Below are 14,654 nucleotides of genomic sequence, written 5' to 3'. Positions count from 1 at the left end.
GCGCTCAGATGTTCTGGTCTTCCTGCAGCGCCGCCACCGGCGCCGGGCCGAGGCCGTCCTTGTTGTAGATGTCGTCGCGGAACTGGACGCCGCCATCGGGCGTCGCCCAGGCGGTGACATAGACCCAGTAGCACGGCACCGGATTGCTGATCCGCGCGTTGATGCGCTCGCCGGACTGGATCACCTCGTCGATCTTGGCGCGATCCCAGCCGGGCGTCTCCTTGAGCAGCCAGGCGATATAGTCGCGCACGTTCTGGACGCGGATGCAGCCCGAGGAGACGAAGCGGAAATCATCGCCGAAAATGCCCTTGGCCGGCGTGTCATGCATGTAGACGCCGTGCGGGCTCGGGATGTTGATGCGCACGAAGCCGAGCGAATTGAACTCGCCGCCGGGATCCTGGCGGAAGGTGTAGCGGGTCGCCTCGTCCGAATTCCAGTTGACGCGCTCGGGCGCGATCTCGCCGGCAGGGCCGATGATGCGGATCTTGTTCTCGGTGAGGTAGCTCGGCTCCTTGCGCATCTTCGGGATCAGATCCTTGCGGATGATCGAAGCCGGCACGGTCCAGGTCGGGTTGAAATTGACCTCGGGGATCTTGGTCTGCAGCAGCGGCGACTGCCGGTCGGCCTTGCCGACGCCGGCGGCGTGGCGGGTCGCGACATGGCCGTTCTCGACCGTCTCGACCGATGCCGCCGGGATATTGGCGACGACATAGCGGTTGCCGAGATTGCCCGACCAGGTGCGCAGGCGCACCACATTGGTCTCGAGCTGGCGGATGCGCCGCTCGATCGGCACGTTCAGGGCCGTCAGCGTCGCGCGGTTGATGGCGCCGGTCGTCGAGAGCCCGACGCGCGACTGGAAGCGGCGCACGCCGGATTCGACATAGGAATCATAGATATTGCTGGTGCCGGCGGCGGGATCGAGATCGCCGGTGATGATCAGGCGCTGGCGCAGGGCGACCACGCCCGGGCCGCGCGTGCCGACGCCGAGCTTGTCGCTGAGCTGGATCGGGGCCCAGCCGCCGCGGGCGGCAAGCTCGCGATAGGCGACGATCGCCTGTTCCGTCGCCTGCAGCGTCTCGGGTGACAAGGTCGGGGTCGAGGAACGGGCGACAGCATTGCGAGCGCCTGAATCATAGCTCTGGCGCCACTCCGCCTGCTGAGCCCAGGCTGGCGCGGTCGCGGCCGTTGCAGCACCCGAAAGCAGTGCCAGCACGGTTTCGCGGCGGGTCAGGCTGAAATTCGACATCGTATCCCTCTTCCCTCATCCTCAAGGAGCAAGGCCGCGCCTAAGCGCCGCAAACAACACATCCGGCTCCGCCATGGACGGCGGCCCGGTTGCGAGCGACGATCCAATACCACAGTTAACGTCTCGTGATGAGCGCGGCGTTTTTAGGGCATTGGCGACGAAGAGGAAGCGGGGAATGCAGCATGGGCGCCCTGCGTCGCCCAGCTGCAACACTGGCGGACCGGGGGAGCAATAGCGGCCCGATGAGACTCCCGCAGCGAGGGCGGGAGCTATCCAGGTTCAGGTCAGGTCGGCGCCGATTATCTGGCGGTTCAGCCTAAAAATCAGAGCTTGTAGCGGATCTGGTCGGTCCAGAAGCGCTCGAGGCGCAGCAGCGCATTGTTCATGCGTTCGAAGTCATCGGCCGCGATGCCACCGATCTGCTCGACCGTCTGGACATGCTTGTCGTAGACGCCCTTCACGAGATTGTGCACCTCATGACCCTTCTCGGTCAGGCTGATACGGACCGAACGGCGGTCGATGCGCGAACGGGCGTGGTGCAGGTAGCCGAGCTCGACCAGCTTCTTGACGTTGTAGGACACGTTCGAGCCGAGATAGTAGCCGCGCGTCCGGAGCTCGCTGGCACTGAGCTCGGCATCGCCGATATTGTAGAGCAGCAGCGCCTGGACGCTGTTGACGTCGTCACGGTTGCGACGTTCGAATTCATCCTTGATGACGTCGAGCAGGCGGCGATGCAGCCGCTCGACCAAGGTGAGGGACTCAAGGTAAAGAGGCTTCACCTTGAGTTGAACCTCTTCCGACTTCACAGGATCCAAAGTCTTTACGCTGGCTTTCATGGTATATCCCGCCTGTTGCATGCCGGCCAGGATTTATCTCCCGGTCCGCTTCTGAAAACACCATAGGCCGGACGGATGAAAACGAGTTTAAATATCAGGATGAATCGGAGATTTACCCCTTTGGGTGAATCGTAAGTGAAGCCAGAAACGCTTAAGCTAAAGCGTTTGTTACCATGACTCGAAGCAATCGAGGGGCTTTTGCGCCGAACGAGGCTTTTCCGATCAGCTTGCGGTGCAAGCTGATCGGAACGGGCTCTGGAGCATTTTCGAGCGACGTGGACACCGGTTCGCGTGAAGAAAATGCGATAAAATAAAGAGCTAGGGCGCGAGCGCCCGCCTGAGCAGCGCCATTTCACCGGCATCGGGGCTGCCCAGCGCGAGTTCACGGCCATCTGTGCGCCTGCGCGAGCGGACCAGGGCGACCGCCCGGCTGCCATCGGCGTTCAGGAGATAGGCGACCTTGTTGTCGGCGCAGTCATGCGGCTGGCAGATGCTTCCAAGGAACCTCCGCCCGCCGACGCCGGCCACCGCTTGAACCGGCCCGCCGACACCCAGCAGGGACGCAATCCACGGAACCCGCCCGAAGCGAAGGGGGACGATCTCGCGATAGGCGGCGAGCGCCTGGGGATGGCTCTTCCTGATATCGGAGATGAAGAGCGCGGCACCGGCGGCCGCCGCCGGCAGGGCCCCGATCCCGGCAACCAGAGCCAGGGCCGGCAGCCGCGCGAACCGCAACCCGGATCGCCCCATCTCAGGCCTCCTCGTTCTCCGCCGCCCAGGTCGCCAGGAAATACGCCGCCATCAGCCCGACATAGGTCGCGATCAGATAGGGCGTCAGCGGCAGCAGCCGCGGGAAGAAGAAGCCGAGCAACAGCTGGCTGATCGCAGCCAGAAGCCAGAGCACACCGCCCCAGGTGCTGGTCAGCCAGAGCCCGACCGCGGCGACGAGATCGATCACCGCGAAATAGACCGTGATCGCCTGAAAGCTCAGCAGTTGCGATTCGAACGGCGTCTGGCCTTCCATGCCGATGCCGAAGATCACCGCCCAGGCCATCAGCCCCTTGGCCATCCAGGCGAGCGACAGCAGGCGCAGCAGCCAGACGAGCACGCGCCGCCAGCGGGTCAGCTTGCCCTTCTTCTCCTCGGGGCCGGCCGAACCGATGACGCGCTGCCCACGCAAGGGCTCGGTATCCCCCCTCCCCATCGCTCAATGCTCCAGGACGAGTTCGTTCGCGCCAAGCGGGGCGAAGTAGCGCGCGATCGCCTGCGGATCGACCGCCTCGAGCGTAGCCGGCTGCCAGCGCGGCGCATGATCCTTGTCGATCACCACCGCCCGCACGCCTTCATAGAAGTCATGCCCCTCGGCAATGCGCGAGACGATGCGATACTCGGTGCGCATCGCCTCCGCGAAATCGAGCCCCGCGCCGCGGCGCATCTGCTCGAAGGCAATCGTGATGCTGGTCGGAGATTTGACGGCAAGCGTCTGCAGGGCCTTGCCGGCGAAGGCGTCGCCGGATTCGGCCTTCAGCTTCAGCCGCTCCCTGATGCCGTCGAGCTCGGAGGCGCCGAAGCATTCGGCGATGGTCGCGCGCTCGGCTGCGAGCTTTTGCGGGCCCGGGTCCTGGGTGAAGCCTGACAGGATCTCGTCGATGGCGCCGCGGCCGGTCAGGGCATCGGCGAGTTCGGCCATCCGACTGCTCGGCACGGCGTGGGTCGCAAGGCCGATGGCCAGGGCGTCCGCTGCCCCGACACGGTCTCCGGTCAAGGCGAGATAGATGCCGGCTGCGCCTGGCAAGCGCGGCAGGGCATAGGTCGCGCCGACATCCGGGAAGAAGCCGATGCCGACCTCGGGCATGGCGAAGAGGTAGCGGTCGCCGGCGATGCGGTGGCTGCCATGCAGCGAAATCCCGACGCCGCCGCCCATGACGATGCCGTCGATCAGCGCGATATAGGGCTTGGGATAATGCTTGATGCGGTGATTGAGGATGTATTCCTCGCCCCAGAAGGCGAGCATCTCGCCCTGACGGCCGGCGCGGCCGAGATCATGCAACGAACGGATGTCGCCGCCCGCGCAGAATGCCTTCTCGCCGGCACCCATCACCACGATCCGCGTCACCTGCGGGTCGCGCTCCCAGGCATCGAGCGCGCGCGCCAGCTCGCGGACCATGACAAGGCTCAGCGCATTCAGCGCCTTGGGGCGGTTGAGGATGACGACCCCCGCCGCGCCCCGGATTTCGCAAATGATCTCTGGTTCCTGCGACATGCCGTGCTGATCCCTGATGACAGGTCAGGTTCTGGGCCGGGGCTCGGGCGATTGTCAACGCGCGCCGCTGCGCAGGCTCGACCGCAAGGTTGCGACCATCCACCCCTGTTTTGGAATGGTTCCGATGTGCTAAGCCTCCGGTAAAGGACAAGCCAACGCGCCCACGCGGCGGAGGATTTCATGGCACATCGGGTTGTAAAGCCGTTTCCGGCGCCGGTGTCGCGGCAGGATGATCTGCCGGCGGCCGCCCTGCGCAGCAAGGATTCGCTCGACCTGACCCGCCGGATGCGGCGCAACCGCAAGGCCGAATGGTCACGGCGGCTGGTGCGCGAGGCGGTCCTGACCACGAACGACCTGATCTGGCCGATCTTCCTGGTGGATTCGAGCGACGCCCGCTCCGCCGTTGCCTGGATGCCGGGCGTCGACCGGCTGAACATCGAGGAGGCGGTGCGCCAGAGCGCCCATGCCGCCAGCCTCGGCATCCCCGCGATCGCGCCTTTCCCCTATGTCGAGAAATCGCTGCGCGACGCCACGGCCTCGGAGGCGCTGAACACGCGCAACCTGATGTGCCGTGCCGTGCGCGCCATCAAGGCCGCAGTGCCCGAGATCGGCATCATCTGCGACGCCGCGCTCGATCCCTACACCTCGCATGGCCATGACGGCGTGATGGCGGGCGAGCGCATCCTGAACGATGCGAGCGTGCGCATCCTGACGCAGCAGGCGCTGGCGCTGGCCGATGCCGGCGCCGATGTCATCGCCCCCTCCGACATGATGGACGGCCGCGTCGGTGCCATCCGGGTCGAGCTCGACGAGGCCGGCTTCGAGGACGTCCAGATCATGGCCTATGCGGCGAAATACGCCTCGGCCTTCTATGGTCCGTTCCGGGACGCGATCGGCACCAATGCGACGCTGGTCGGCGACAAGCGCACCTATCAGATGGACCCCGCCAATTCGGACGAGGCCATTGCGGAGGTCGCGCTCGATCTCGAAGAGGGCGCCGACATGGTGATGATCAAGCCCGGCATGCCCTATCTCGACGTGATCGCGCGGGTGAAGGACCATTTCCGGGTGCCGACCTTCGCCTATCAGGTCTCCGGCGAGTACGCGATGATCCAGGCCGCCGCCCTGAATGGCTGGATCGATGGCGACAGGGCCATGATGGAGAGCCTGATCGCCTTCAAGCGCGCCGGCGCCGACGGGGTGCTGAGCTATTTCGCGCCACGCGTCGCCGAGAAGCTGAAGATTAACGGCTGAAGCGCGTGCGCCTCGGAGCGCACCGCATCACATCACAGGCGACTGGCAAAGCGATGAATTGCGCGACGCAGCGAGTATCAACGCGACGCAACTGGCGCTAGCGTCCGCGCAATGCGCGCGCTCCTCCCGATTCTCCTGGCCTTGCTGCTGACCGGCTGCGGCGAGCGTTTCGATACGGACCAGACGCGGCTTTGCCGCCAGGCGATTCCGGCGCTCAACGCGCCGGACGCGCGCATCACCATCGACCGCGCGACGACCGGCCCGCGCGCCAATGCCCTGCGCATCCTCTACCATGTCGAGACCGGCGGCGGCCCGGCCCGCCAGCGCATGATCGACTGCCTCTTCGCCGGCGAGGGCGCGGGCCTGCAGCGCGGCGCGCTGCTCGGGGTCGCGGTCGACGGACGGCCGATGAACGATGCCAGCTTCTACCTGCTCCGGCGCTTCTATCTCGAGAATCGCGAGGAACCGCCGGCCGATCCGGGCTCGGCCCGCATCGACGGCCTGCCGCAGCTCCCGGCCGGCCTCGCCTATGCCCTGCAGCAGGGCCTGAGCGCCCTGCCCTCGGCGGCGGTCTACGCGCTGCTCGCCTCGGCCTATGCGCTGATCTATGGCCTGACCGGGCGGATCATCCTGTGCTTCGGCGAATTCGCGGCGCTCGGCGCGCTTGCCGCCGTCATCGGCGTGGCGCTCCTCGTCTCGGCGGCGATCTCGACGCCGGTCTCGGGGCTGCTGGTCGCTTTCGTCGTGGCCATGCTGGTCGCGGCCTTCCACGGCTTCGCCATGGGGCGTTTCGTGCTGCGCCATCTCGAGCGCGCCAGCGGCCAGCAGATGCTGATCGCGACGATCGGGCTCGCGATTGCGCTGTCGGAGTACCTGCGGCTGGCGCAGGGGCCGGACCTGCGCTGGCTGCCGCCGGTCTTCAACGAGCCCTGGGCGCTGGCCCGCTCGGGCAGCTTCATCGTCACCGCAACCCCGGTCGGGCTGGCGCTCGCCGCCGGCGGCCTCAGTGCCGCGCTCGGGCTCGTGCTGCTGATCCGCCATTCCGCCTTCGGGCGGGCCTGGCGCGCGGTCTCGGACGATGCCGGCACCGCAGCGCTTTTCGGCGTCAACGCGCGTGCCGTGCATGACCGGGCGCTGATCCTCGCCTGCGCGGCCTGCGGCGCGGCCGGCGTCATCGTCACCGCGATCTATGGCGGCATGGGCTTCGCCGGCGGGTTCACGCTCGGGCTGAAGGCGCTCGTCGCCGCGATCCTGGGCGGCATCGGCTCGGTCGCCGGGGCCTGCCTCGGCGGCCTCAGCATCGCGCTCTTCGAGGTCCTGTGGTCATCGGCCATGCCGCTCGAACAGCGCGACATCGCCGTCTATAGCTTGCTCGCCGTGGTGCTGATCCTGCGCCCCGGCGGCTTCTTCGGCGAGGGCGCGCTTGCGCCTCGTCAGGTCTGAACGGAACTCCACGCATGAGCGAGCCTTTCTCGATCACTCCCGCCGATATCGAAGCGGCCGCCCGGCGTATCGAGGGGCATGTGCTGCGCACGCCGCTGGTACCGGCGCCGCGCCTGTCCGAGCTCACCGGCGCGACCGTGCTGGTCAAGCACGAGAACATGCAGGCGACGGCCTCCTTCAAGGAACGCGGCGCGGTCAACAAGCTGCTCGGCCTGACGGAGGCCGAGAAGGCCCGCGGCGTCATCGCCATGTCCGCCGGCAACCATGCGCAGGCCGTCGCCTATCACGCGCGCCGCTTCGGCATCCCGGCGACCATCGTGATGCCGGAGACGACGCCGCTGGTGAAGGTCGAGAACACCAGGGCCCATGGCGCCCGCGTCGTGCTCTATGGCGAAACGCTCTACGAATCGGCCGTGCGCGCCCGCGAACTGGCGCAGGCCGAAGCCCTGGTCTTCGTGCACCCCTATGACGACGCGGCCGTGATGGCCGGCCAGGGCACGATCGCGCGTGAAATGCTGGCCGATGCGCCCGATCTCGATGTGCTGATCATTCCGCTCGGCGGCGGCGGGCTGATGGCCGGCAACGCCATTGCGGCCAAGGCCCTGAAGCCGGAGATCGAGCTGATCGGCGTCGAGGCCGAGCTCTATCCCTCCTTCTACAATGCCGTGAATGGCGAGGACCGGCCGATCGGCGGCGCGACGCTGGCCGAAGGCATCGCCGTCAAGACGGTCGGCGAGCAGACCTTGCCGATCGTCTCCAGCCTGGTGTCCGACATCGTCCTGGTCGGCGAGGACCTGATCGAGCGCGCGGTCAATGCCTATGCCAGCCTGCAGCATTCGCTGGCCGAGGGCGCCGGCGCCGCCGGGCTCGCCGCGATGCTGAAGGAGCCGGAGCGCTATCGCGGCCGCAAGGTCGGTTTGGTGCTCTGCGGCGGCAATATCGACACCAGGCTGCTCGCCGCGATCATGGTGCGCGAGCTGGAGCGCGAGGACCGCATCGCCGCCTTCCGCCTCACCGCCAGCGACCGGCCGGGCCTGCTCGGCAAGGTCGCGAGCCTGCTCGGCGAGCACGGCGCCAACATCCTCGAGGTCAGCCATGGCAGGCTCTTCCTCGACGTGCCGGCCAAGGGCGTGACGCTCGATGTCACGGTCGAGACGCGGGGCGAGAGCCATACGCGCGCCATCGAGGAGGCGCTGCGGGCCAATGGCTTCCAGCCGCGCCGTATCTTTCCGCGCGGCCTTGCGGAACAGGACCGCTGATCAAACATTATGGCGGCGGAGCGCACCACCACCGGACGCGCCCGCGAAACAAGGGGTCTCGACCTTCGATGAGCGAACGCAGCTATCAGCAACCGGTCACGCCGATCGAACAGCGCCCGCTGCAGAATGTCAGCGGCGTGCTGGGGTCGCGCCTGTTCGCCTGGATCGGCGACATCATCGCCCTGTTCATCCTGGGCTGGCTCGTGGTCGCGCTCCTGATCTTCCTCGGCCTCGTCACCTTCGGCGCGACCTGGCTGCTCCTGCCGATCGCGACGGTGGCGACCGCGCTCGGCTATGCGGCGCTGACCGTCGGCGGTCCGAAGCAATCGACCTGGGGCATGCGCATGGCGGGTCTCAGGGTCGAGACCGTCAATGGCGGGCGTCCCGACGGGCTCGCGGCGGCGGTCCATGCCCTGCTGTTCTATGTCGCGGCGGGCACGGTCGCGCTCTGGGTGCTCGATATCCTCTGCGGACTGGTGCGCGATGACCGCAGGCTCGGCCACGATATCCTGACCGGGCTGGTCGTCGTCCGCGCCTGACCCGCATCGCAACTCTTGTTGCCGGCTGCGCTGCTGCTACACTCGTGGTTCAGGTCGTTTCCGGAGCGATACGAACGTGACGCGCCCGTTGCGGGATGCCCCGCAATTCTATCTGACGTCACCGACCTCCTGCCCGTATCTGCCCGGGCGGGAGGAACGCAAGGTGTTCACCCACCTTGTCGGCGGACGGGCGCGCGACCTCAACGACGTGCTCTCCCAAGGCGGTTTCCGCCGCTCGCAGAGCATCGCCTATCGCCCGGCCTGCGAGACCTGCCGCTCCTGCGTCTCCGTCCGCGTCTGCGTCGACGATTTCCGGCCGTCGCGCGGGTTCCGGCGTGTGCTCGCCCGCAATTGCGACCTGATCGGCGAGGAGCTGCCGCCGGAGCCGCGCTCCGAGCATTACTCGCTGTTCCGCAGCTATCTCGACGAACGCCACCCCGATGGCGGCATGGCCTCGATGTCGGCCCTCGATTTCGCGATGATGATCGAGGACACGCATGTCGAGACCAACCTGATCGAATACCGCCGGCGCGGCCCCGATAGCGGCTTCACCGGGCGCGGCGTCGGCGATCTCTTCGCCATGGCGCTGACCGACCGGCTGAATGACGGGCTCTCGATGGTCTATTCGGTGTTCGACCCGACACTGGAGCAGCGCTCGCTCGGCACCTTCATGGTGCTCGACCATATCGAGCGGGCCCGCAAGCTTCGCCTGCCCTATGTCTATCTCGGCTATTGGGTCGATGGCTCGCCCAAGATGGCCTACAAGGCCCGCTTCCTGCCGCAGGAGCGCCTCTCGCCCCAGGGCTGGGAACGGGTCGACTCGGACAGTTAAACCGTTTGAAACGCATCGTCGAGGCGCGAAAAACGCGCTTGCGGCCGATGCTCCCTGCCGGCACCTTGGCCGCAATGGCAGTGCGTCGCGGCGGCAATGGTGGCGCGCCCCGGCGCAGGAACGTGCCAATACGGAGGAAGCCTTGAGCGATCAACTGACCGAGCGGCTGGAACGCTGCTACACCGGCATCATCCACGATGTCATGCGCGCCATGGGGCTGAAGGATTTCACGTTCCCGCCCGAGCTGAGGCCCCTCCTGCCCGGCCAGAAGCTGGCCGGCCCGGCCTTCACCGTCGAGGGCAAGACCGATCCGGATTTCGACGCGCATGAGACCCTGCTCGGCTGGACCGGCCTGCTCTCGCGCGCCAAGCCCGGCCATGTCTGGGTCTGCCAGCCGAATACCGACGAGGTCGCGCTGATGGGCGAGCTTTCGGCCGAGACGCTCAAGAACAAGGGCGTGCGCGGCTGCGTCATCGACGGCCTGTCGCGCGATACCGAGTTCATGGTCGATATGGGCTTCCAGGCCTATTTCCGGGCCTATACGCCACGCGACATCGTCGGCTTCTGGATGCCGAAGACGATCGACGAGCCGATCAAGATCGGCGCCGTCTGGATCCGGCCCGGCGACTACATCCTCGGCGATCGCGACGGCATCGTGCGCATTCCCGCCGAGGTGATCGAGGAGGTGCTGGAGAAGGCCGAGACGGCGATCTCGGCCGAGAACAAGGTCCGCACCGCGATCCTCGCCGGCACCGACCCCCAGGAAGCCTATCTCCAGTTCGGCAAGTTTTGATCGATTCCGGCCGGTTTCCCCGGCCGCCCGGAGCGAGGCGGTCTGCTTCTCGAGGAGTTTAAGCCCATGGCTCAGCACGATCCCCGGCTCATCCTGCTCGATCCGCGCGACAATGTCTTTGTCGCGCGGATGCGGCTCGCCGCCGGCGAGACCGTGGACACCGGCGCAGGCCCGGCCGTGCTCGACCGCGATATCGCGCTCGCCCACAAGGTCGCGCGCCAGCCGATCGCCGCCGGCGAAAAAATCCTGAAATACGGGGCGCCGATCGGCGTGGCGACGGAAGCGATCGCGGCCGGCCAGCATGTCCATGTTCAGAACATGAAGAGCGACTACACCCCGACCTATCATCTCGAAGACGAGCGCAAGGCGGGAGCCGTCCAATGAACGACATGCGCGGCTATCTCCGCTCCGACGGGCGCAAGGGCATCCGCAACACCGTCGCCGTCGCCTATCTCGTCGAATGCGCGCATCACGTCGCACGCGAGATCGCCCTGCCCTGGCGCGAGAACGGCGTCCACGTCATCGGCTTTCCCGGCTGCTACCCCAATGGCTATGCCGAAAAGATGATGGAGCGGCTCTGCACCCACCCCAATGTCGGGGCCGTGCTGCTGATCTCGCTCGGCTGCGAGAGCTTCAACAAATATGCGCTCGAGCGCGTCGTGCGGGCCTCCGGCCGGCCGGTGAAGACCATCATCATCCAGGGCACCGGCGGCACGCGCAGCTCGATCAAGGAGGGTCGCGCCTGGGTCGAGGCCGAGCGCGCGCGTCTCGACGAGCAGGAGACCGTGCCGATGGCGCTCAGTGAGCTCGTCGTCGGCACCGTCTGCGGCGGCTCGGACGGCACCTCGGGCATCACCGGCAACCCTGCGGCCGGGCGCGCCTTCGACCTGCTGATTTCGGAGGGCGCCGCCTGCATCTTCGAGGAAACCGGCGAGCTGATCGGCTGCGAGCACATCATGGCGGCGCGCGCGGTCACGCCCGAGCTGGGCGAGGAGCTGGAAAGATCGGTCGCCAAGGCGGCCCGTTATTACGCGACGCTCGGCTATGGCTCCTTCGCCGCCGGCAATGCCGAGGGCGGATTGTCGACCATCGAGGAAAAATCGATGGGCGCCTATGCCAAATCCGGCGCATCGCCGATCTCGGGCCTGATCAAGCCCGGCGACATCCCGCCCCACGGCGGGCTCTACCTGCTCGATGTCGTGCCGGATGGCGAAGTGCGCTTCGGCTTCCCCAATATCAACGACAATGCCGAGATCGCGGAGCTGATCGCCTGCGGCGCGCATTGCGTGCTCTTCGTCACCGGCCGCGGCTCGGTCGTCGGCTCGGCGATCTCGCCGGTGGTCAAGATCTGCGCGAACCCGGAAACCTATCGCCGGATGGAAGACGACATGGATGTCGATGCCGGGCGGATCCTCGAGGGCCGCGCCGGGCTCGACGAGGTCGGCCGCGAGATCCGCGACCTCGTCATCTCGCTGGCCACGGGCGGGTGCACCAAATCGGAAGAGCTCGGCCACCAGGAGTTCATCCTGACCTACAAAAGCTTCGAGCCGCTCGGACCCGCCTGCCTGCCGGCGGCGTGACGAGGGGGCGCTTCGAGCCTGATGGGGCCACGGTTACCTTAAATTGCCGGGCGGCGCCCACGCGCTTCGCCTAGCTCTGCGTCCCCCGGTCGTACGAAGGAAGCCTATAGCATCGGCCCGGAAAGTGCATTGCGGTTTTCGGGAAAGCCGATGCAAACACAAAAGGTTAGAGCATCGGACCGGATACGATTTCCGGTCCGATGTTCTAAGCCATCTCCGTTGCCCTGATGCTCTCCAAGAGCAGCCACTGGAGCCATGAGCAGGAGCTTCGAAAATTTTTGCAAAATCTGTAACGAATGACTCAAGGGTTGGCCCTAGCCTATCCTTCGCGCTTCACCGGTACCTTCGTCATGCTGAACCGGCTAACCCAATTTGCTCGTCTTTTCGCCGTCCCGCTCCGGCGTTCTTCGGACGAGAGCGGTAATATCGCAATCTTATTTGGACTTAGTCTCCCGCTGATCATGGGGAGCGCGGGGCTCGCGGTTGAGACAGGGTATTGGTATTATCGTAGCCTGAATCTGCAGTCGGCGTCCGACGCAGCTGCTTATGCGGCAGCTCTCGAAAAGCTCGGTGGCTCAGATTCCACCAAGATGAAAGCCGCGGCTGTCGATGTCGCGACGGGAAACCAATTTGAAGCAGCAACGGGGACAATCTCCGTCTACAGTCCGCCATCGACGGGCCCGAATGCGGGAAAAAAGGGCGTCGAGGTCATCTTAAATCAAACGCTTCCACGGTTCTTTTCTCAGGTCTTTGACGAAACGCCTCTCGTGGTCTCGCGCCGCTCGGTTGCAGTTTACGCGGTCGATTCAAACGCGTGCATGCTTGCACTCGATCCGACCGCATCTCGGACAGTCCTGATGTCGGGTAGCGCAAGCGTAAACCTGACCGGATGCTCGGCGATGGCGAATTCGACCGCCACAGACGCCATAAGGACGCAAGGCTCCGCCACGATGACTGTTGATTGCCTGATCTCGGCAGGCGGCGTTGATCTTACGTCGGGATCGGTGACGACGCGATGCGCCAGGCCTGTGACAAATGCGGCTCCTGCCTACGACCCTTTCGCTGATCTGGTCGCTCCGTCAACGTCGGGTTCATGCAATCCCACGAACGGTGGAACTCTCCAGCCAGGCGTCTATTGCTCAGGTCTGACGCTCAATGGAACGGTCAAGCTCAAGCCTGGCGTCTACGTCATCAGCGGCGGCGATTTCCGCATAAACTCCAATGCCAATATTTCAGGATCAGACGTCACGATCTATCTGGCAGGGAATGCGCGGGTGACGATGAACGGGACGGCAACGGTCCAGCTCAGTGCGCCAACAACAGGAGCTTACTCCGGGGTGCTGTTTTTCGGCGACCGAGCAAGCGGCGGTGGGACCAACAAATTTAATGGAACAGCGAACTCGCTGCTGACCGGGGCGCTCTATTTCGCCAAGCAAAAAGTCGAATTTCTAGGAAATTTCTCAGGAAATGGCGGCTGCACACAGCTTGTCGCAAAGTCAATCGAATGGACCGGCAACGCCAATATCAAGCAAGACTGTAGCAACTTGGGACTCCGCGATATCCCTGCGACACAGATCGTCAAGCTCGTCGAATGAAACCACAGCTCGCACGAAAATTTTGGCGATCGGAAACAGGCGTTTCGGCCGTCGAGTTCGCCTTCATCGCCCCTGTCATGCTGATCGTGACGTTAGGCATTGCCGATGTCTCCAGCTATCTGTCAATCGTTCTTCAAATGCGCGCGACGACCAATACTGCCGCAAGTTTTTTGATGCAGGGGGCAACAGACGACGCGTCGACTGCGGCTGCGGCTCTCTCAAGTTGGAGTGGCCGTCCGGGTGATGCCCAAGTGACGCTGCAACGGACGTATAAGTGCGCTGACGCTGTCGCCAGTGCGCCAAACCTCTGCTCCGACGGCAAGCAACCAGCGGTCTTTGTAACGATACGTGCGAGCGGAACCTGGGCGCCTCCAGTCGATGTCAATTCATTGGACATGACCCAATTGGTCAAATTCGAACAGATCGTGCGGACGCGGTGATATGCAGAAGCGGTTTTTCTCCGACAAGAGTGGAGCGTCCGCCCTGGAGTTTGCGATCGTAGCTCCAGTGTTTCTCTTGTTTTTGTTCGGCATATTTTACACGGCCTGGGCAACCTACAATGTGACCGCGGCGAAATTTGCGATTGATGACACCGCACGGGCACTTCAACTAAACCAGAAACTGACCGCCGCCGAGCTTGATCAGATATTCAAAAGCAAAATTACCACAGGCACCATGGCTGTCCAGACACTCGAATTGAATATCGAGGTAACGCAATCAGGTTTCTCTCTTGCGAAGCTTCGCGTGCCTATTTCAATCATTCTACAGATTCCATTTATGGACGAACTCAGGATCGATTTGAGCGCATCGTCTCAAACAGCTTTGATTTCTACTTAACGTATCGAGATATGATTGTTCTGTAATTGACCTAAGGCTGCGTTCTCCTACTTGGGGATTCAGCATCCCGCCGATTGGAGATCAGGATCCATTCTTTAGATCGTCCGGCTTCAGATTGTCGCGCGCCCCGTCCGCTCGCGAGTGGGATCCCCAACCGGCATGCGCCCCCGGCAGGCT

General features: G+C 64.9%; 16 protein-coding genes. 11 read left to right on the top strand and 5 right to left on the bottom strand.

Translation table 11 applies throughout. The features are described from left to right. Positions 1–4: 4 nt before the first annotated feature. The 5 genes from FG93_RS23590 to FG93_RS23570 form a co-directional block, all read right to left on the bottom strand. On the bottom strand, positions 5–1,246 hold the full coding sequence (locus FG93_RS23590; protein ID WP_052514106.1) for a murein L,D-transpeptidase: 1,242 nt from the start codon (positions 1,244–1,246) through the stop codon (positions 5–7). Between the two features lie 323 nt (positions 1,247–1,569). Next, the gene (locus tag FG93_RS23585; protein ID WP_043239545.1) at positions 1,570–2,082 is read right to left on the bottom strand and encodes a transcriptional regulator LdtR; all 513 of its coding nucleotides are present in this window, start codon (positions 2,080–2,082) and stop codon (positions 1,570–1,572) included. Between the two features lie 318 nt (positions 2,083–2,400). Continuing rightward, positions 2,401–2,832, bottom strand: coding sequence for an Ivy family c-type lysozyme inhibitor (locus FG93_RS23580; RefSeq protein ID WP_081881787.1), 432 nt, complete (start codon positions 2,830–2,832; stop codon positions 2,401–2,403). Position 2,833: 1 nt separating this feature from the next. Beyond that, entirely contained in the window at positions 2,834–3,286 is a 453-nt protein-coding gene (locus FG93_RS23575) for a DUF6163 family protein (protein ID WP_043239253.1), read from the bottom strand. A 3-nt stretch (positions 3,287–3,289) separates the two neighbouring features. Beyond that, positions 3,290–4,345, bottom strand: a complete 1,056-nt coding sequence (locus FG93_RS23570; protein ID WP_043239250.1) for an enoyl-CoA hydratase/isomerase family protein — start codon at positions 4,343–4,345, stop codon at positions 3,290–3,292. A 180-nt stretch (positions 4,346–4,525) separates the two neighbouring features. Between FG93_RS23570 and hemB the strand changes: the two genes are divergently transcribed. The 11 genes from hemB to FG93_RS31390 all read left to right on the top strand — a co-directional run bounded on the left by hemB (position 4,526) and on the right by FG93_RS31390 (position 14,477). Beyond that, entirely contained in the window at positions 4,526–5,599 is a 1,074-nt protein-coding gene (hemB, locus tag FG93_RS23565; protein ID WP_043239247.1) for a porphobilinogen synthase, read from the top strand. 111 nt (positions 5,600–5,710) lie between these two features. Then, on the top strand, positions 5,711–7,042 hold the full coding sequence (locus FG93_RS23560; protein ID WP_043239246.1) for a branched-chain amino acid ABC transporter permease: 1,332 nt from the start codon (positions 5,711–5,713) through the stop codon (positions 7,040–7,042). 14 nt (positions 7,043–7,056) lie between these two features. Then, positions 7,057–8,301: a threonine ammonia-lyase gene (locus FG93_RS23555; RefSeq protein WP_043239245.1), complete on the top strand. Its 1,245-nt coding sequence runs from the start codon at positions 7,057–7,059 to the stop codon at positions 8,299–8,301. 68 nt (positions 8,302–8,369) lie between these two features. Next, positions 8,370–8,840 (top strand): RDD family protein, encoded by a 471-nt coding sequence (locus FG93_RS23550; RefSeq protein WP_043239244.1) that lies wholly within the window; start codon positions 8,370–8,372, stop codon positions 8,838–8,840. A 76-nt stretch (positions 8,841–8,916) separates the two neighbouring features. After that, positions 8,917–9,672, top strand: a complete 756-nt coding sequence (locus FG93_RS23545; protein ID WP_043239241.1) for an arginyltransferase — start codon at positions 8,917–8,919, stop codon at positions 9,670–9,672. A 142-nt stretch (positions 9,673–9,814) separates the two neighbouring features. After that, on the top strand, positions 9,815–10,465 hold the full coding sequence (locus FG93_RS23540) for an RraA family protein (RefSeq protein ID WP_043239240.1): 651 nt from the start codon (positions 9,815–9,817) through the stop codon (positions 10,463–10,465). A gap of 66 nt (positions 10,466–10,531) precedes the next feature. Next, positions 10,532–10,849: a UxaA family hydrolase gene (locus tag FG93_RS23535; RefSeq protein WP_043239237.1), complete on the top strand. Its 318-nt coding sequence runs from the start codon at positions 10,532–10,534 to the stop codon at positions 10,847–10,849. Continuing rightward, a complete protein-coding gene (locus FG93_RS23530; protein ID WP_052514104.1) occupies positions 10,846–12,045 on the top strand; it encodes a UxaA family hydrolase in 1,200 nt (399 codons plus the stop codon). The genes FG93_RS23535 and FG93_RS23530 overlap by 4 nt, the downstream gene beginning before the upstream one ends. Before the next feature lie 308 nt (positions 12,046–12,353). Then, on the top strand, positions 12,354–13,640 hold the full coding sequence (locus tag FG93_RS23525) for a pilus assembly protein TadG-related protein (RefSeq protein ID WP_244448709.1): 1,287 nt from the start codon (positions 12,354–12,356) through the stop codon (positions 13,638–13,640). Next, positions 13,637–14,080 carry a TadE/TadG family type IV pilus assembly protein gene (locus tag FG93_RS23520; protein WP_052514103.1) on the top strand — a complete coding sequence of 148 codons (444 nt, stop codon included), beginning with the start codon at positions 13,637–13,639 and terminating at the stop codon, positions 14,078–14,080. The genes FG93_RS23525 and FG93_RS23520 overlap by 4 nt, the downstream gene beginning before the upstream one ends. Position 14,081: 1 nt before the next feature. Further along, positions 14,082–14,477 carry a TadE/TadG family type IV pilus assembly protein gene (locus FG93_RS31390; RefSeq protein ID WP_052514102.1) on the top strand — a complete coding sequence of 132 codons (396 nt, stop codon included), beginning with the start codon at positions 14,082–14,084 and terminating at the stop codon, positions 14,475–14,477. Positions 14,478–14,654: the final 177 nt, after the last annotated feature.

The organism is Allobosea sp. LC85 (assembly GCF_000735605.1).
GTDB lineage: Bacteria > Pseudomonadota > Alphaproteobacteria > Rhizobiales > Beijerinckiaceae > Allobosea.
Note: the sequence above shows the minus strand (reverse complement) of the source record. Positions and strands in the feature narration are given on the sequence as shown.